General features: G+C 53.6%; 13 protein-coding genes, 5 tRNA genes and 1 pseudogene. 16 read left to right on the forward strand and 3 right to left on the reverse strand.

Translation table 11 applies throughout. The features are described from left to right. Positions 1 to 102 precede the first annotated feature (102 nt). Complete coding sequence (gene queC / locus AYI87_RS19200) at positions 103 to 786, forward strand: 7-cyano-7-deazaguanine synthase QueC (protein WP_144204251.1); 684 nt, start codon at positions 103 to 105, stop codon at positions 784 to 786. After that, positions 780 to 1,364 (forward strand): rhombosortase, encoded by a 585-nt coding sequence (gene rrtA, locus AYI87_RS19205; protein WP_144204252.1) that lies wholly within the window; start codon positions 780 to 782, stop codon positions 1,362 to 1,364. The genes queC and rrtA overlap by 7 nt, the downstream gene beginning before the upstream one ends. A 140-nt stretch (positions 1,365 to 1,504) precedes the next feature. Here the strand turns inward: rrtA and uvrB are convergent, their stop codons facing one another. Further along, a complete protein-coding gene (gene uvrB / locus AYI87_RS19210) occupies positions 1,505 to 3,523 on the reverse strand; it encodes an excinuclease ABC subunit UvrB (RefSeq protein ID WP_144204253.1) in 2,019 nt (672 codons plus the stop codon). Positions 3,524 to 4,267: 744 nt separating this feature from the next. On the opposite strand from uvrB, the gene AYI87_RS19215 reads away from it, so the two are divergent. The 14 genes from AYI87_RS19215 (at position 4,268) to gloA (ending at position 14,708) form a co-directional block, all read left to right on the forward strand. Continuing rightward, positions 4,268 to 4,343: transfer RNA gene (locus AYI87_RS19215), tRNA-Asn, on the forward strand. Positions 4,344 to 4,384: 41 nt separating this feature from the next. Beyond that, positions 4,385 to 4,460, forward strand: a tRNA-Asn gene (locus tag AYI87_RS19220). Positions 4,461 to 4,486: 26 nt separating this feature from the next. Next, a tRNA-Asn gene (locus AYI87_RS19225) sits at positions 4,487 to 4,562 on the forward strand. A 24-nt stretch (positions 4,563 to 4,586) separates the two neighbouring features. Beyond that, positions 4,587 to 4,662: transfer RNA gene (locus tag AYI87_RS19230), tRNA-Asn, on the forward strand. A 24-nt stretch (positions 4,663 to 4,686) separates the two neighbouring features. After that, positions 4,687 to 4,762 (forward strand) — tRNA-Asn (locus AYI87_RS19235). Positions 4,763 to 4,877: 115 nt separating this feature from the next. Then, entirely contained in the window at positions 4,878 to 6,806 is a 1,929-nt protein-coding gene (locus AYI87_RS19240; RefSeq protein WP_144204254.1) for an EAL domain-containing protein, read from the forward strand. A gap of 82 nt (positions 6,807 to 6,888) precedes the next feature. Next, positions 6,889 to 7,467, forward strand: coding sequence for an electron transport complex subunit RsxA (rsxA, locus tag AYI87_RS19245; protein ID WP_144204255.1), 579 nt, complete (start codon positions 6,889 to 6,891; stop codon positions 7,465 to 7,467). Between the two features lie 2 nt (positions 7,468 to 7,469). Further along, positions 7,470 to 8,039 carry an electron transport complex subunit RsxB gene (gene rsxB / locus AYI87_RS19250; RefSeq protein WP_144204256.1) on the forward strand — a complete coding sequence of 190 codons (570 nt, stop codon included), beginning with the start codon at positions 7,470 to 7,472 and terminating at the stop codon, positions 8,037 to 8,039. Continuing rightward, positions 8,033 to 10,669: an electron transport complex subunit RsxC gene (gene rsxC / locus AYI87_RS19255; RefSeq protein WP_144204257.1), complete on the forward strand. Its 2,637-nt coding sequence runs from the start codon at positions 8,033 to 8,035 to the stop codon at positions 10,667 to 10,669. The genes rsxB and rsxC overlap by 7 nt, the downstream gene beginning before the upstream one ends. A gap of 2 nt (positions 10,670 to 10,671) precedes the next feature. Next, positions 10,672 to 11,724 carry an electron transport complex subunit RsxD gene (gene rsxD, locus AYI87_RS19260; protein ID WP_144204258.1) on the forward strand — a complete coding sequence of 351 codons (1,053 nt, stop codon included), beginning with the start codon at positions 10,672 to 10,674 and terminating at the stop codon, positions 11,722 to 11,724. Positions 11,725 to 11,744: 20 nt separating this feature from the next. After that, complete coding sequence (gene rsxG / locus AYI87_RS19265) at positions 11,745 to 12,383, forward strand: electron transport complex subunit RsxG (protein WP_144204259.1); 639 nt, start codon at positions 11,745 to 11,747, stop codon at positions 12,381 to 12,383. Continuing rightward, positions 12,376 to 13,074, forward strand: coding sequence for an electron transport complex subunit E (locus AYI87_RS19270; RefSeq protein WP_144204260.1), 699 nt, complete (start codon positions 12,376 to 12,378; stop codon positions 13,072 to 13,074). The genes rsxG and AYI87_RS19270 overlap by 8 nt, the downstream gene beginning before the upstream one ends. A gap of 3 nt (positions 13,075 to 13,077) precedes the next feature. Then, positions 13,078 to 13,719: an endonuclease III gene (gene nth / locus AYI87_RS19275; RefSeq protein WP_144204261.1), complete on the forward strand. Its 642-nt coding sequence runs from the start codon at positions 13,078 to 13,080 to the stop codon at positions 13,717 to 13,719. A 578-nt stretch (positions 13,720 to 14,297) separates the two neighbouring features. Beyond that, positions 14,298 to 14,708 carry a lactoylglutathione lyase gene (gene gloA / locus AYI87_RS19280; RefSeq protein ID WP_144204262.1) on the forward strand — a complete coding sequence of 137 codons (411 nt, stop codon included), beginning with the start codon at positions 14,298 to 14,300 and terminating at the stop codon, positions 14,706 to 14,708. A gap of 58 nt (positions 14,709 to 14,766) precedes the next feature. Here the strand turns inward: gloA and AYI87_RS19285 are convergent, their stop codons facing one another. Together AYI87_RS19285 and AYI87_RS19290 are read right to left on the reverse strand one after the other, a co-directional pair. Then, entirely contained in the window at positions 14,767 to 17,277 is a 2,511-nt protein-coding gene (locus tag AYI87_RS19285) for a TonB-dependent receptor plug domain-containing protein (RefSeq protein WP_144204263.1), read from the reverse strand. A gap of 160 nt (positions 17,278 to 17,437) precedes the next feature. Further along, a pseudogene (locus AYI87_RS19290) lies at positions 17,438 to 17,751 on the reverse strand (IS4 family transposase); the annotation flags it as partial.

Raw genomic sequence — 17,751 nt, forward strand, 5'->3', positions numbered from 1 at the left:
TTCACCAATTTTTCCATGGCTTAGGCAGATCGCCACAAGAAAATTTGCAAGGCCTTCATGGTCAGTTAAACTATCGACAAATTTTCTATCCGGACAGAGCAGATGTCTAAAGCTGTTGTTGTGTTTAGTGGCGGACAAGACTCCACCACCTGTTTAATTCAAGCCCTGAATCAATATGATGAAGTGCATGCGGTTACCTTCGATTATGGCCAGCGCCACAGCGAAGAGATCGCCACCGCCGCCAAGCTGGCCAAGGACCTCAAAGTCGCCAGCCACAAGATATTAGATGTAACCGTGCTGAACGAGCTGGCTATCTCAGCCCTGACCCGTGATGCCATCCCCGTATCCAACGAGCTGATGGATAACGGCCTGCCCAACACCTTCGTGCCTGGGCGTAACATACTGTTTCTCACCTTGGCCGGGATCTACGCCTATCAGCTGGGCGCCGAAAGTGTGATCACCGGCGTGTGTGAAACCGACTTCTCCGGCTATCCAGATTGTCGCGATTCATTTATCAAGGCGATGCAATCGGCGCTCGAGCAGGGAATGGATCGTGAACTTAAGCTTGTCACTCCCTTAATGTGGCTTAACAAGGCCCAGACCTGGGCACTGGCAGACAAATACCACAGCCTGGAGCTGGTCAGAGACCAGACCCTCACCTGCTACAACGGTATCATCGGCAGTGGCTGCGGCACCTGCCCCGCCTGCCTGCTGAGAGCCAAGGGACTGAATGACTATCTGGATGACAAAGATGGCGTCATGGCCCAACTGGACGCAAAATGTTAGGTCGGCTGACGTCGCGCGCTACGCCCTATGGCGTGGTGCTGGGGATCAGCATACTCTGCAGCCTGCTCTACTTTCTCCACCTGGACGGCACGCTCGCCTTTCGCCGCAGTGCCATTGCGCACGGAGAGTGGTGGCGCCTGGTTAGCGGCAATCTGCTGCACACCAATCATTGGCACCTGCTGATGAACCTGGCGGGTCTGTGGGTGATCAGTTTTCTGCACGAGAACCACTACCGCGCCGGTAATTTCACCCTACTGTTTGCCCTGCTCTGCCTACTTCAGGGGCTAGGCCTCTACTGGTTTTTCCCCACCTTAGGCGGTTATGTAGGCCTCAGCGGCATGCTGCATGGTTTGTTTGCCTACGGCGCCCTCAAAGATATTCAGATGAAGATCCGCTCCGGCTACCTGCTGTTTGCCGGCGTCTGCTTCAAGGTGGCTTATGAGCAGTATTACGGTGCCACGGATCAGATCACTAAGCTAATCGATGCCAGGGTCGCCACAGAGGCGCATTTGGTAGGTGTGATCAGCGGCGTGCTGGTCTTTTTGCTCTATCGTCTCATCAGGCGACTGGCGCGCTAATGACCAGGCACTAATGACAAAGCGCTAATAACCTAACGCTAGTAACCTAGTTAACGGCATTGCTTATAACATTGGCCCTGAAAAGATAAAAAGGCTCACCTAGGTGAGCCTTTTCTTTGTGCATCGCTTATACGTGAGTGCTAAGCCTTAATAAGCGCCTCGCGCAGGGCCAGCACCTCATCACGCAGCGCTGCCGCCTGCTCAAACTCCAGGTCTCTTGCATGCTGGTGCATACGTTTCTCCAGCTCATCGATCTGATGGCTAAGGCTAGAGGCATCTTGCTTGGCATAGGTAGTTCTGGACTCGGCCACCTTCTGGTATTTCGGCAACACCTTGGCGGTATGCTCGTTGTAATCCCCCAGATCCATCACATCGGCGATCTTCTTCGACACCCCCTTCGGCGTGATGCCGTTAGCCAGGTTGAACTCATGCTGCTTCTCCCTGCGACGCTCAGTCTCGCCGATCGCCTTGGCCATCGACTTAGTCATATTGTCGGCGTAGAGGATCACCTTGCCGTTCACGTTACGGGCGGCGCGACCTATGGTCTGAATGAGGGAGCGCTCTGAGCGCAGGAAGCCTTCCTTATCGGCATCTAAGATGCACACCAGGGAGACCTCCGGCATATCCAGGCCCTCCCTGAGCAAGTTGATGCCGACCAGCACATCAAACACACCCAGGCGCAGGTCGCGGATGATCTCCACTCGCTCGACCGTATCTATGTCTGAGTGCAGATAACGTACCTTGACACCATGCTCATCGAGATACTCGGTGAGATCCTCCGCCATACGTTTGGTTAGCGTGGTTACCAACACCCGCTCGTTCACCGCGACGCGCTTGTTGGCTTCAGACAGAAGATCGTCCACCTGAATTGCGACCGGGCGCACCTCTATCTCGGGATCCAGCAGGCCTGTCGGCCGCACCACCTGCTCGGCGATCTCGCCGTCGCTCTTATCAAGCTCATACTGCGCCGGGGTTGCCGACACAAAGATGGTCTGTGGCATCAAAGACTCAAACTCTTCGAACTTGAGCGGACGGTTATCCAGCGCCGAGGGCAGACGGAAACCATACTCCACCAGATTCATCTTGCGCGAACGGTCACCCTTATACATGGCGCCTATCTGCGGCACGGTCACGTGGGACTCGTCGAGGATCAACAGGCCGTCGGCGGGCAAATAATCCAGCAGGGTCGGCGGGCCCTCGCCTGGACGTCTGCCTGAGAGATAGCGGGAATAGTTTTCGATGCCGGAGCAGTACCCCAGCTCTGTCATCATCTCAATATCGTATTGCACCCGCTCAGAGATCCGCTGCGCCTCGATAAGCTTATTATTGTCCAGCAGATACTGCTTGCGCTCTCTGAGCTCCTGCTTGATCTCCTCTGTAGCCGCCAGGATCTTCTCTCTGGGCGTCACATAGTGGGTCTTAGGATAGACGGTAGTGCGCGCGATGCGCTGCAGAATATGGCCGGTCAAGGGATCAAACAGGCTGAGACGGTCAATTTCATCGTCGAACAGTTCGACACGGATCGCCTGCTTGTCAGATTCGGCCGGGAAGATATCGATCACCTCACCGCGCACCCTGAAGGTACCGCGATCCAGCTCGATATCGTTACGGGTATATTGCAGCTCGCTCAGGCGCTGCAGGATCTCCCGTTGCCCCATAAAATCGCCCTGACGCAGATGCAGCAACATCTTCATGTAGGATTCAGGGTCGCCCAAACCATAAATGGCCGATACAGAGGCGATCAGCACCACATCGCGCCGCTCAAGCAACGCCTTAGTTGCAGAGAGTCGCATCTGTTCGATATGAGCGTTGACCGAGGCATCCTTCTCGATAAAGGTATTGGTCGACGGCACATAGGCTTCGGGCTGATAATAGTCGTAGTAGGAGACGAAATACTCGACGGCATTATTAGGAAAGAACTCCTTCATCTCGCCATAGAGCTGGGCCGCCAAAGTCTTGTTGGGCGCCATGATGATAGTTGGGCGCTGCATCTGTTTGATAACATTGGCGATGGTAAAGGTTTTGCCGGATCCCGTTACCCCAAGCAGTGTCTGGCTTGCCAGTCCGGCATCTAGGCCGTCGACAAGTTGCTTGATCGCGCCGGGCTGATCGCCAGCCGGCGCGTATTGCGAAACGAGATCAAATGCTGATTCACTCAATGGTGCACTCCTTTATAGCTGTGCACCTATCTTAAAGTACCCACAGCTATTAGCCAATGAGACTCGCCATTTTCTTGATCGGCAGAATTCACCGAAACGCCCCATAAATGTCATCCTCTTGTCATGTAAGTTTTGTACAAATGGCAAATTCACGCTTCATGGTCAAAAAACAGGCTAAAACTCACGCCTGTAGCCAATTTAATACACAAGTAAAGGGCCAAAACTCATTACATATCTGTAACGTCATGCAGATAAATGTATTAAGGGGCTTGATTTTCATAAGTTGTTGATAATTGGTGCCAATATTAAGATGCGCTAATTCTTGTCATTTTAAGTACAACCCGCAGAGCCACTGCGTTTGCCCGGCGATTTAGTGCCTAACCCACAGGCTTATCCACAGATTTAGTGGATAACTCCCGCAACCTCAGGATAATCGCGGCTTTAGCCCCTTTTACACATAGCCGCCCTTTTTGCTGTAGGGATGTAATTTTACTACATTTGAAAACCCAGCCTATCAGAGGAGTGTCGTCGGCTGTCATATAGCGTCAGCATAAAATGCCAATAGCCGATAAATTTCAGCCAGATATGGCCGTTAAAGCAGCAAAATGCGCACTTAGCGATCACTGTGCGCATTAGATGAGCACTTAACAGCATAATTACACTTTTTTTGCCAAGTCGAGTTGACTCATGTGTAAGAGCGATTTAATATGCGCTCCGTCTTCAACGACGAGTCGCTTACACGATTCCCCAGTAGTTCAGTCGGTAGAACGGCGGACTGTTAATCCGTATGTCACTGGTTCAAGTCCAGTCTGGGGAGCCAAAGCGTCACATTGAAGAAGACGAGTTAGCTATATAAGATGTTCCCCTGTAGTTCAGTCGGTAGAACGGCGGACTGTTAATCCGTATGTCACTGGTTCGAGTCCAGTCAGGGGAGCCAATATAGTTAACCATATAAGTATCAATTCCCCAGTAGTTCAGTCGGTAGAACGGCGGACTGTTAATCCGTATGTCACTGGTTCAAGTCCAGTCTGGGGAGCCACTTATAGCATAGAGAAGTATCTACTCCCCTGTAGTTCAGTCGGTAGAACGGCGGACTGTTAATCCGTATGTCACTGGTTCAAGTCCAGTCTGGGGAGCCACTTCACTATCATATCTCTCTCGATTCCCCAGTAGTTCAGTCGGTAGAACGGCGGACTGTTAATCCGTATGTCACTGGTTCAAGTCCAGTCTGGGGAGCCACCCTCTTAAGTTTTATCCTCTGCGTTAACCTAAAAAACTCATCGGCCATAAAGCGTTAGACTAACTGTTTCAAATTTAGCTAGAATGGGAAGTCGATCAATTTAGGTTACTTTTTATGGGCGTTGGAAAATCTATACATCTATTGCTGATAACGGCTTGTCTTGCCTTAACGGCTTTGGCGTATCTCAACCAGCGACAAGAAATCGCCGCAATAGCCGACTTCCAACTTAAGGAATATCAGGCCGATCCCATCTGGCAACAGCCCCTGCCCGAACAAGGCCAGGCGCTCTATGCTCTGCTAACTAAGCAATATGAGTTTCAATTCTTTCAATATGTGCATCAGTTAGACGGCAACCTCAATTACACCCAGGGCCAGCTGATCGCCTCAAAAACAGATCTGGCAACTGCACTCTTTAATCAGCCAAGGGAAAATACCCAGGCACTGCCCCAAGGCCGGCTGCAGGTTAAACTCTCCAGCCGTACCATAGCAAAGGATGCATTAACTCATTTTACCCAAACTCTTATCTGGATAGTCGGTGGCTATCTGGCCCTGGCGGTACTCTTTACCCTGTTGATGGCCAGACAGAAACGGGCCATCAATTATGCGGTCAATGCCCTGAACGGCTTCGCCGAGCTTAAATTTGATGCCATCGCCCAGTCACGTTTTCACGGTGAACTTAAACCCTTAGGTAAGGCACTGGAACATTGCCGCGTTGCCGTGCACGATAAAATCGATCAGCTACAGCAACAGACAGAGCAGCTCAATCGCGAGGCCTATCAAGATCCCGTTACCCTATTTGGCACCCGCCCTAAATTTACCGAGAAGCTCGACGCCCTCGCCAAGCCCGGCAAGTCGCGCATCGGACTCATGGCAATGATTAAGGCCACCGAACTGGGTCATGTTAACCAGAGCCAGGGGCGCGCAGCGGGAGATGACTATCTGGCAGGCGTTGCGACCTGCATCCGCAAGGCGTTACAAGGGATGCCAAATATTGAGGCGTTTAGGATCAGCAGCGCCGATTTTGCCGTTTTCATCCCAGATATGGTGTTAAAGGATGCCCAGCAGCAGCTGGAAAAGCTAAAAGCCCAGTTCGATGAGTACCAGCAAGGCAGCGATCTCGATTCGGTCGCCTATATTGGCATGGTGCCTTACGAGCAAGGCGGCGACGCCCTGTCTCTGGTCTATATTGCCGACGCCGCCGTAAGCATCGCCCAGACACTCGGCCCCAACAGCTATCATGTGCAGGAGAAGCTCAGCGACGAGGAGCTGGTTGGCGATTCCCACTGGAAGCTGGCCATCGAAGATATTATCAAGCGCCGCGCCATCAAGTTTCACGCCCAGGATATTCAACCCTGTCGCGGCGCCGACAACGTCTACAGCGAGCTGCTGTCGCGCTTCTATAGCAACGAGGGCAAGTTTCTGCCTACAGGCACAGTGATCGCCATGGCCGAGCGTCATGGGCTCAGCGTAGAGCTTGATAAGATCATCATACTCAGCACACTGCGCCTGTTGCTCGACACCCCGACCTTCACCGGCGCCTTGGGCATCAATATCAGTACCGCCTCGGTCAACCAGCCCGCCTTTACTGCCTGGCTGAAAGATATCTTCGTACGTCAACGCCAGATCGCCTCGCGACTGGTGTTGGAAGTAAATGAGGCGGGAATGCAGGCCAATATTCGTCAGGCCCATAAGTTTGTGCGCGACATGCACAGTGTCGGCGCTCGGGTGGCGGTCGAGCACTTTGGCATGGGCTTCACCTCCTTCAAGTTCTTTAAAGAGATCAGACCCGACTTTATTAAGCTCGATGGCAGCTACTCTCAAGCAATAGATACAAATAGCAACAATCGCTTCTTCGTGAAGATGATAGTCGATGTGGCCCGTAAACAGTCGGTGAAGGTGATCGCCTCCAGTATCGAGCGTCAGGAAGAGAAGTTTGCCCTGGAGCAGCTTTTGGTGGACGGCCTGCAAGGCTTTTACATCGCTAAGCCTAAACCATTCACCCTAAAGGATGAACAATCTGCGCGCAGTCAGACGGCGGGATAAATAATCCCTTCATTCTTTGTGTTGTTTATCCCGGCCGAAAGGCTGATAATACCCGTAAATTAGATATAGATAACCCATTGAGATGAGCGAATATCTCCTCCTATTGATCGGCACAGTGCTGGTCAACAACTTTGTATTAGTTAAATTTCTCGGCCTCTGCCCCTTCATGGGAGTCTCGAGTAAGTTGGAGTCGGCTATCGGCATGTCGATGGCGACCACCTTCGTGCTCACTCTTGCCTCTATCTTAAGCTATCTGGTCGACAACTATCTGTTGACCCCTTTCGATCTCAGCTATCTGCGCACCATGGCCTTTATCTTGGTTATCGCCGTCGTGGTGCAATTTACCGAGATGCTGGTACAGAAGACCAGCGCCGCCCTGCACAGGGCTCTGGGGATCTATCTGCCGCTGATCACCACCAACTGCGCCGTTCTGGGTGTTGCCCTGCTCAACGTCAACGAGAAGCACGATTTTATCGAATCGGCCATCTATGGTTTTGGCGCGGCGGTCGGTTTCTCCATCGTCTTAATCCTCTTCTCCGCCATGCGTGAGCGCCTCGCTGCCGCCGATGTTCCGGCCCCCTTCAAGGGCGGCGCCATCGCCATGATCACTGCAGGCCTGATGTCTCTGGCCTTCATGGGCTTCACAGGTTTGGTTAATTAAGCATGAGCCAAGTTATTATTGCCATCATCCTATTAGGATTACTCGCCCTCGCCTTCGGTGCGCTGCTGGGCTACGCCGCCGAAAAATTTAAGGTCGAAGGGGACCCCATTATCGACCAGGCCGAGGCACTGCTGCCGCAAACCCAATGTGGCCAATGCGGCTACCCAGGCTGTCGCCCCTATGCCGAGGCAATCGCCAACGGCGAGAAGATCAACAAGTGTCCACCGGGCGGCACCGCCACCATGGAGAAACTCGCCGAGTTGATGGGCGTCGACCCAGAGCCGCTCACCGCCAGCGCCGAGACCCAGGTGAAGAAGGTCGCCTTTATCCGCGAGGCTGAATGTATCGGCTGCACTAAATGTATTCAGGCCTGTCCGGTCGATGCCATCTTAGGCACAGGCAAGCAGATGCACACGGTTATCACAGACTACTGCACAGGTTGCGATCTGTGTGTCGAGCCCTGCCCAGTAGATTGTATCGACATGATCCCAGTCGCCGAGACGCTGCAAAACTGGAGCTGGCAGCTCAATGCCATACCTGTGGTCAATATTAGCGAGGAATCTAAGTGTTAACCTTGTTAGAACAGATAGATAAAGGCACACTCTGGCGTATTCCCGGCGGTATTCACCCACCCGAACATAAAACGCTTTCCAATCAGAGCAAGATAAGCCGCTTGCCCCTTGCGGACCACTACCTCATTCCTGTCCCGGGCGTCGGCGAAAACTGTACTTTAGCCGTTAAAGTCGGCGACACTGTCACTAAGGGACAGCCCCTGACTCTGGGCGAAGGCTTTCGCCATCTGCCGGTCCATGCCCCTGTCTCAGGCAAAGTATTCGCCATCGAGGAGCGTGCCAGCAACCACGCCTCCGCACTCCCCGTGCTCACCTGCGTAATTGAAAACGATCATCAAGAGCAGTGGATCGAAAGCGTTCATGCGCCACTGAGCCTTGAACAAGTGGCCGAGATGGACAACGACGCCATCATCAGGCGGATTCAGTCGGCGGGCATAGCGGGCCTTGGCGGCGCCGCCTTCCCAACCCATATCAAGCTCAAACCGGTTAGCGAGATTGAACTGCTGATCATCAACGGCGTCGAGTGTGAACCCTATATCACCTCAGACGACAAGCTGATGCAGGAAAGCTGCGATGAGATCGTCCGCGGCATAGAAATAGTCCATCAGTTACTCAGCCCGAAACGCATCATTGTCGCCATCGAAGACAATAAACCTGAGGCCGTCGAGCAGATGGGCCATGCGCTCAACCGCAGCCAGCTGCCGAGTCACTGCGCGCGAGTGAGCAAGATCCCCACGCTCTATCCGTCGGGCGGCGAGAAGCAACTTATCCAGATCCTTACAGGACAGGAGGTGCCATCGGGTGCCATTCCTGCCAACCTGGGCATTCTGGTGCAAAACGTGGGCACCGCCTACAGCATCGCCCAAGCAGTCTATCGCAACATGCCGCTGATCGAGCGCGTGGTGACACTGACAGGCCAAAATATCGCTAAGCCCGGCAACTACTGGGTTCCTATCGGCACGCCAGTCGAGCACCTGCTAGAGGTGGGTCAGTTTAGGGGCGATGCCAATGCCCCGGTGATCATCGGTGGTCCCATGATGGGCTACATGCTGCCGAATGTGGCGGCGCCTATCACCAAGGGCACCAACTGTGTCCTGATGCCGAGCGAGCAAGAGATTGCACCGCCGAGTCCGGAGCAGCCCTGTATCCGCTGCGGCGAGTGTGCCCAGGCCTGTCCAGCGCAGCTGCTGCCCCAGCAGCTGTTCTGGCATGCCAAGGCCCAGGAATATGACAAGGCTGCCAGCTACAATCTACGCGACTGTATCGAGTGTGGCTGCTGCAGCTATGTCTGCCCCAGCGACATTCCACTAGTGGAATATTATCGCGTCGCCAAATCTGCCCTGCGCCAAGAGGCAGAAGAGAAGAAACAGGCGGAGCTTGCCAAGCAGAGATTCGATTCCCGCACCCTGCGCCTCGAGCAGGAGAAACAGGCGCGTGAAGAGAAAGCCAAACAGGCGGCCGAGCGTCGCAAGGCGCAGATGACAGGTTCTGATAAGGATGCCGTCGCCGCCGCCATGGCAAGAATCCAGGCCAAGAAGGCTGCAGAAGCGCAAGCCTCAGCCTCAGCAGGCGCTACAACAGAAAAACCACAAGACAAGGTCGCCGCCGCTATCGCGAGGGCCAAGGCTAAGAAGGCCGCGCAGAAAGCTTCCAGCGAAACAGAAACTGAGACGAATGAGCAGCCAGCATCACAAGTCACTGGTGCCGACAATAGCGAATCAGCCCCTCTGAGTCAGAAAGAGAAAGTCGCCGCCGCCATCGCCAGAGCCAAGGCGAAGAAAGCCGCACAAGACACGATCGATACAACTGAAGCAAGCCAAGCGCCCGCTAAGCAAGGTGCTGAGACTGAACCGTTAAGTCAGAAAGAAAAGGTCGCGGCGGCAATCGCCCGCGCCAAGGCCAAGAAAGCCGCTCAGGCAGGCTCTAATGAGCAGCAAGCCGCGACTGTTGAGCACAGCGACGAGCCAATTGAACGCAGCGACGAGCCAGTTGAGCGTAGCGGCGAAACTGCTAAGCCAAGCGAAAACCAGAGTGCTAACACAGACAATGCCGAAGGTGCCGAAAAGGCTGATGCAGAGGCAGTCAAGAAGGCAAAAATTGCCGCCGCAGTTGCAAAGGCTAAAGCCAAGAAGGCACAGCAGGACGCTGGGGCTTGCGTTAAGCCAGACGTCATGACCCCAGCTGAGGATATTGAAGCCGACAGTCCAGAGGCCATCAAGAAGGCCAAGATTGCGGCGGCCGTCGCCAAGGCCAAGGCGAAGAAGGCACAGCAGGCCGAATCAAGCGGCAAACCAAAGGCAGAAGTCGCAACTGATACAGAGACTACTAAAAAGGCACCTGTACAAGCAGAGGCGATAGACGATGCCGAGGCCAGCAGTCCTGAAGCTATCAAGAAGGCCAAGATAGCCGCTGCGGTCGCTAAGGCCAAGGCGAAAAAAGCCGCTCAGGCAAGCGAAAGTAATGAACAACTAGCGCCCAGTGAAAGCCAGACCGATACCGAAGATGTTGCCGATGCCAGCAGTCCAGAGGCCATTAAGAAGGCCAAGATAGCCGCCGCTGTCGCCAAGGCCAAGGCGAAGAAACTGGCTAAGGCCGAGGCAGAGACCCAAAACAGTGAGCACAAGGATTAATCATGGCATTTAAGTTGGCCTCATCGCCACACCTATCCACCAAGGCACAAACCCGTGGCCTGATGTTTAAGGTCATGCTGTGCGCTCTGCCCGGCGCGCTGGCCCAGTGTTACTTTTTCGGTTGGGGAACCCTGATCCAGGTAGCCTTGGCGATCGCCATAGCAGTGGCCACAGAGGCGGCGGTATTAAAGTTACGTGCGCGTCCCGTGGGCAAGACCATCAGTGACAACAGCGCGGCCCTCACAGGTCTGCTCATAGGTGTGGCGATTCCCGCGCTGGCGCCATGGTGGATTGCGGCCATAGGCGTTGTCTTTGCCATCTTAGTGGTCAAACAGCTCTACGGCGGCCTTGGCAACAACATCTTCAACCCGGCCATGGCGGCCTATGTGATGCTGCTAATCTCCTTCCCGGTGCAGATGACCACCTGGGTTGCCCCAAGCGGCGGCGCCTTGCATGACCTGGGGCTGATGCAGAGCCTGAGCATCATCTTTCAGGGCGCAGATGCCGAGCAGATCCTCGCCTATCGCGTCGGCATAGACGGCGTGACCAAGGCCACGCCTCTCGATGCGGTCAAGACAGGCCTCTCCACCGGCCTGACCCTGGATGAGATTTTAACTAAGGCCAGCTTTAGCAACGGCTTTGGCATCGGCTGGGCGCTAATAAACCTGGCCTACCTGGCTGGCGGTCTGGTGATGCTCAAGCTTAAGCTGATCCGCTGGCAGATAAGCAGCGCCATCTTGGCCAGTCTATTTGTCTGCGCCAGCATAGGTTATCTGCTAAGCCCTGATACCCACATGGGCCCAATGCTGCATCTGTTTTCAGGCGCCACCATGTTAGCGGCCTTCTTTATCGCTACCGATCCTGTGACCGCGGCGACCAGCACCCGCGGCCGACTGATCTTCGGCGCCCTGATCGGTCTCCTGGTCTACTTGATCCGCAGCTTCGGTGGCTATCCCGATGCCTTTGCCTTTGCCGTGCTGCTGGCAAACCTGTGCGCGCCATTTATCGATTATTATGTCAAACCCCGAGCCTACGGCCACAGAGCAAGCCGCTAAGCCCACGGCAGGAGTATGAAGTGAAACGTTCTATCGTCAAAAATGCTAGCTTACTGGGATTATTCGCCCTCCTGTGTACCGCCTTGGTGGCCCTGGTTAACCAGTTCACCTTCGAGCGGATCAAGCAGCAGCAAGATCTCGAGCTGATGCGCACCCTGCATCAGATCATCCCAGATGAGATGCATGACAACGCACTTATTGAGCACTGCATCCTGATCCAGGACGCCGATGTGCTGGGTATAGATGAGCCCCTGCCCGCCTACATCGCCAGCCAAGGTGGTGAGCCGGTAGCCATCGCCATGGAAACGGTCGCACCGGACGGCTACAACGGTCAGATTAAGCTGATCGTCGCCATCGATGCCAAGGGCGAGGTGTTAGGCGTGCGAACCCTTAACCATAACGAGACGCCGGGCCTTGGGGATAAGATCGATCTGCGTAAGTCTTCCTGGGTACTCGGCTTTAAGGGCCAGAGTATTCAGGGCGAGCAAGATAAGCGCTGGGCGGTGAAGAAAGATGGCGGTCAGTTTGACCAGTTTACCGGCGCTACCATCACGCCAAGGGCCTATGTCGGCGCGGTTAAGCGCACCCTGACCTATTTCAACGCCAACAAGCAGACCCTGTTAAACCGCCCTGCCAACTGTGAGGTCCAGTATGAGTAACTATCGTGATATCGCCTGGCAAGGACTGTGGAAGAATAATCCGGGCCTAGTACAGCTTCTGGGCCTGTGTCCGCTGCTGGCGGTCACCGCTACCCTGACCAATGCCATCGGCCTTGGCTTAGCGACACTTGTGGTCTTGGTCGGCTCCAACGTGCTCGTCTCTCTGGTGCGGGAGTTTGTGCCCAAAGAGATCCGCATCCCCGTATTTGTGATGATCATCGCCGCGCTGGTGACCTGTGTACAGCTGCTCATCAACGCCTATGCCTATGGCCTCTATCTGTCACTGGGGATCTTCCTGCCGCTTATCGTCACCAACTGTGTCATCATTGGCCGCGCCGAGGCCTTCGCCTCACGCAACAGCGTGGTTAAGGCGGCGTTTGATGGCCTGATGATGGGACTGGGTTTCACCCTAGTGCTCATGCTGTTAGGCGCTTGCCGCGAGATTTTGGGCCAGGGCACACTGTTTGACGGTGCCGATCTGCTGCTTGGCGACTGGGCCAAGGGACTAACGGTTCATCTCTGGCAGGTGGATACCAACTTCCTGCTGGCCATGCTACCGCCTGGCGCCTTTATCGCCATGGGTTTTCTCATCGCTATCAAGAACATGATCGACAAGCAGCTCGAGGCGCGTAAACCAGCCCCAGAGGCCGCGCCAGCCGTCACCCGCGCACGCATTACCAAGGTGAGTTAAGTAATGAATACCGAGAAACGTCGTAAGATCCTGGAGATCTTTCGCGATAACAATCCTAAGCCAGAAACCGAGCTTAACTTCTCCTCTCCCTTCGAGCTGCTGGTTGCCGTCACCCTGTCGGCCCAGGCCACGGACGTGAGCGTCAACAAGGCCACCGACAAGCTATTTCCCGTGGCAAATACCGCCCAAGCCATCTATGACCTAGGCGTCGAGGGGCTCAAGGAATATATCAAGACCATAGGCCTGTATAACAACAAGGCAATCAACGTCATCAAGGCCTGTGAGATCTTGCTGAAGAAGCATGGCGGCGAGGTGCCCGAAGATAGAGAGGCGCTCGAAGCCCTGCCAGGTGTGGGCCGTAAGACGGCCAACGTAGTGTTAAACACCGCCTTCGGCTGGCCGACCATTGCCGTCGATACCCATATCTTCCGCGTCGCCAACCGCACCAAGTTTGCCATGGGCAAGAACGTGGATCAGGTCGAGCAGAAGATGTTAAAGGTAGTACCGGCCGAATTTAAGGTAGATGTGCACCACTGGTTTATTCTTCACGGTCGCTATACCTGTGTCGCCCGTAAGCCAAGATGCGGCAGTTGTTTGATTGAAGAGCACTGTGAGTTTAAAGAGAAGGTCTACCCGGACGAATAGGCGTTCATGCTTGAGCTGATTCTTGAGTAAACTCTTAAGCAAACTCTTGAATAAAAATAAGCTCTCAAAGATAAAAAGCCGCAGATGCGGCTTTTTTCAGGCTCAATAGCGAGGGTTCGCTGCTGAGCTATACCAATCACGGTAAGTAAGTGATAAGAAATAGCACGGGAAAAACGTTCGAGAACAAGGCAGCATTTTTTGATAAGTAGTTATTCTACAATCACAAATGGTAACACCGTTATCGGACGTTTTAACACGCTAGAGTGATCAGGTATTTACTACGATTGGTATCAAAACATACAGACAAAAAACACAGATAGAAACAGTGCTATGGTGACCGTTAATCCCAGGGCCATTTTCAATTCGTTTGGCATCGACAACTCCTCTAGTAACCAAGCTCAATTATCCCTGTAGCCCGGGTTAACGCCAGCGACATCCCCCCATTCTGTGACAAGGATCATGTCGATTTAGGCCTGTTCTTCCCAGGCTGTCATTGAGCAAGCAAACCGATAGCGCAGATTTAAATAGCGGATAAATAAGGTATACTTGGGCCTAGCATTCCCTAAAAAGAGGTCCTTATGGCACAACTTTTACACACCATGCTGAGGGTCGGCGATCTCGATCGTAGCATACATTTTTACACCGAGATCCTGGGCATGAAGCTACTGCGCAAGTCCGAGAATCCAGAATACCGCTATACCCTGGCCTTTGTTGGCTTCGACGAAGAGGCAACTGGTGCCGCTGTGGTCGAGCTCACCTACAACTGGGATACAGACAAGTATGACCTCGGTACCGGTTTTGGTCATCTGGCCATTGGCGAAGAGGATATCTACAGTCGCTGCGCCGCTATCGAAACCGCCGGTGGCAAGGTGACCCGTCAGCCAGGCCCGGTTGCCGGTGGCACGACTGAGATTGCCTTCGTAGAAGACCCGGATGGCTACAAGATTGAGTTCATTCAGATGAGATCTGCCCAGCATGGCTTAGGCTAATTTTGATACTTGCATAAAAAAAAGCGCCCTAGGGCGCTTTTTTATTTCCAACTGCTCGTTAGAACTTAACGGTTACACCGCCGTAGATCTGACGACCGATAGTGTCGTAAACCTCAGGCACTGTGCCTGCCTCGTTACCACTTGCCACCATCACAGGCTTCTCGTCGGTGAAGTTCTTCACGCCCAGGCTTGCCGTAATGCTGTCGTTGATGTGGTACATACCAGAGATATTGTGGTACAGCACTGAATCAACTGTGTCACCGTAGTTAATGTCATCCATCTCACCGATAAAGCGGTTAGAGTACATCAGACTCCAGTCACCCTGGCCGGCCTTCACACTGAAGTTGTTCTTCACCTTAGCGTAACCACCGAACATACCGCCGATAGTGCCAGTGTAATCGATACCATCCTGTTCAAACTCGAGCAGGTAGGTCAGGTCGTTGCTGATGCTCCAATCCAGTCCCAGGCCTTCGAAACGATAAGCCAGATTAAAGTCGATACCACTGGTGTCTTGATAACCCACGTTGGTTAGCGGGTTAGTCAGGTTCTCCAGGTTACCGTCAGGCGTGATGCCGAAGGTTTCACAAGCTGTCGTATCACCTGCGTGACAAGCATTCAGACCAGCTTGAACGTCCAGACGCGAGATGGCGTCTTTGATCTTGAAGCGCCAGTAGTCCAGCGTCAGTGACATGCCGTCGATGTAGCTTGGCGAGTAGACCAGACCAGCAGTGTATGACTCTGAAGACTCAGCCTTCAGATCGGGATCTGAGGTGTAGTTCACCAGGATCTGTGGGTCTTGCTCGTTGCCCCAAGGATCGTCCAGGTAGTCGTATGAACCGACATTACCACCGAACAGTTCGCTCACGTTTGGCGCGCGGAAGCCGGTTGCCGCCACGGTGCGAAGCATAAGATCATCGGTCGCCTCATAGGTCAAACCTATCTTCCAGGTCGACGCATTACCGAAGGTTGAGTAGTCGTCAAAACGCAGCGCAAATTCACCGGTTAGCTTGTCGGTGAAAGGTACGCTCACCTCTTGATAGACAGACACCACGCTGTAGCTACCATCGGTAGGATCTTGCTGGGCTGCGGTGCCTTCACCGGCGACAATCACTGGATCTGGATTGTAGTAACCGCTGTCATGACGATACTCGGCGCCAATCGCATATGCTACTGGGCCCGCTTCCAGGTCGAAGGCTTCGCCGCTGATCACGCCTGATACTATGTGCTGCTCGTTACCACCTGTAGTGCTTTCCAGGTAGCTGATATCATCGACGATGGCTTGAGACAGTGGGTCACCGCTGAACCAGGCATCCTGGTTGTCATAGACAGACTGCGCCATGTTCTTAGCGTTGATTGAGTTGTGCACCCAAGTCTCTGCCTTGTTCTTACCATAGGTGTAAGAAAGATCCCATGCGATGCCTGTGTGAACATCGAACTCACCGGCCAGACCCGCTGAGACACGCAGAGTGTCTGTGTCTTGCTCATAGATACGGTTACCCGCATCAGTGGTTCTTCTGCGATATTCGACGCGGCCTTGGTCGTCAGGCGTGATGCCACCGGCAACCATCTCGTCGGTAAGCGTGATGCAGTTACCTGTAGAAGTCGGCGTGCACACATCTAACATCACAGAAGCTGGCTGAGCCGCCATCATCTGCTCAGATTGACGCTTGGTGTAAAGCAGGTCGCCGGTAAAGACGATTTCGTTCGCAAACTCTTGGGTCGCGTTGGCGAAGAAGCTGTAACGCTCATTAGGCGTCTGTAGCCAGCTGTCCTGGGTAAAGTCATAACCTTCGGTGCGATCGACCCAGTTGCCGTTCTCGTCTTGTACCTTGCCGCCTAATGAGCCGGTTGGGATAAAGCTGCTGGCCCCCTTCTCTACCCAGTCGCGATCTTTTTGCATCACGCCGCCGCGGTCAGAGTAAGCCACACCAAAGGTATAGTTGCCACCGTCTGTGTTGAAACCGTAAAGCGCACTGATCTCAACGTTTTCGCCGTCGCCCTTGTCGGTCGCACCGCCATTGATGTCCAGCTGGAAGCCTTCGAAATCTTTCTTGGTGATGATGTTCACTACACCGGCAATGGCGTCAGAACCATAAACCGCTGAGGCACCGTCTTTCAGGATCTCCACACGGGCGATCATCGCCACTGGGATAGTGTTCAGATCCACTGCACTGTCGGCGCCCGAACCTGAGTTAACCATGCGGCGGCCATTTAACAGCACTAGCGTACGGCTTGCGCCCATACCACGTAGATCCACCTGGGCGACACCGTCCGCACCATTGTTAGTAGTGGAGCCTACTGCCATACCCGCCATGGCCGGTTGCGCCTGTAGGATCTCATCGACCGAATTGTAACCCTCGGCGCGAATAGCACTGGCGTCGATAACGGTAACAGGTGATGCCGTTTCCATGTCTTGACGTTGAATGCGTGAACCCGTTACCGCAATACGTTCAAAAGAGGCACTTTCTTCGGCAGCAACTGCATTGTTGGCAACAAAATATCCGCTGGTCGACACTGTCGCAATTAAACTTAATTTAACTGCCGCAGCTAATCTGCTTGTTTTAATCATGTAGGTCTACTCCCTAATTCAATTTTTATTCGGCGCCGTTCTTTTATTTATTCAACGCTCGATTCGATACTCTCCTTTCACCCCAAATGCGTCAATCCACCAATTAATTAACCAATGAAAAATAAAAGTTAATACAAAGTACTGGAGGATCCCCTCATAATTAGGGCCTCCCAGAGGTGTTAACCAGTTTAAGAAATTCACCCCAAGCCCAGCGAAAATGCGATTCTTTGATTGAGTATTCCGGACGTCGTCTCACTTCTTTGCCGAGCCGGAGCACAGATAGCACGTTTCTGTCACGTATCGTATTGGCTTGAAACCTCCGCTGCCATCCCAGATGCCTGGCTGCCAGACCGATGCACCAAAGCAGGATTTCTGCCAACAAAGCTATCAGCAACAACACATCATAACGGCGTGGACAACGACTGCGGCTTTGTCTGAGTCCCATGCCGTATTGGGGACTTTTGAGGTCGCGAA

The organism is Shewanella sp. KCT (genome assembly GCF_007636505.1).
Taxonomy (GTDB): domain Bacteria; phylum Pseudomonadota; class Gammaproteobacteria; order Enterobacterales; family Shewanellaceae; genus Shewanella; species Shewanella halotolerans.

Excerpts from the sequence above, each read along its gene's own strand:
- gloA (WP_144204262.1), top strand. The coding sequence starts at position 14,298 with ATGGCACAACTTTTACACACCATGCTGAGGGTCGGCGATCTCGATCGT.
- AYI87_RS19285 (WP_144204263.1), bottom strand. The coding sequence starts at position 17,277 with ATGATTAAAACAAGCAGATTAGCTGCGGCAGTTAAATTAAGTTTAATT.
- rrtA (WP_144204252.1), top strand. The coding sequence starts at position 780 with ATGTTAGGTCGGCTGACGTCGCGCGCTACGCCCTATGGCGTGGTGCTG.
- rsxB (WP_144204256.1), top strand. The coding sequence starts at position 7,470 with ATGAGCCAAGTTATTATTGCCATCATCCTATTAGGATTACTCGCCCTC.
- rsxD (WP_144204258.1), top strand. The coding sequence starts at position 10,672 with ATGGCATTTAAGTTGGCCTCATCGCCACACCTATCCACCAAGGCACAA.
- AYI87_RS19270 (WP_144204260.1), top strand. The coding sequence starts at position 12,376 with ATGAGTAACTATCGTGATATCGCCTGGCAAGGACTGTGGAAGAATAAT.
- rsxA (WP_144204255.1), top strand. The coding sequence starts at position 6,889 with ATGAGCGAATATCTCCTCCTATTGATCGGCACAGTGCTGGTCAACAAC.
- AYI87_RS19240 (WP_144204254.1), top strand. The coding sequence starts at position 4,878 with ATGGGCGTTGGAAAATCTATACATCTATTGCTGATAACGGCTTGTCTT.
- nth (WP_144204261.1), top strand. The coding sequence starts at position 13,078 with ATGAATACCGAGAAACGTCGTAAGATCCTGGAGATCTTTCGCGATAAC.
- queC (WP_144204251.1), top strand. The coding sequence starts at position 103 with ATGTCTAAAGCTGTTGTTGTGTTTAGTGGCGGACAAGACTCCACCACC.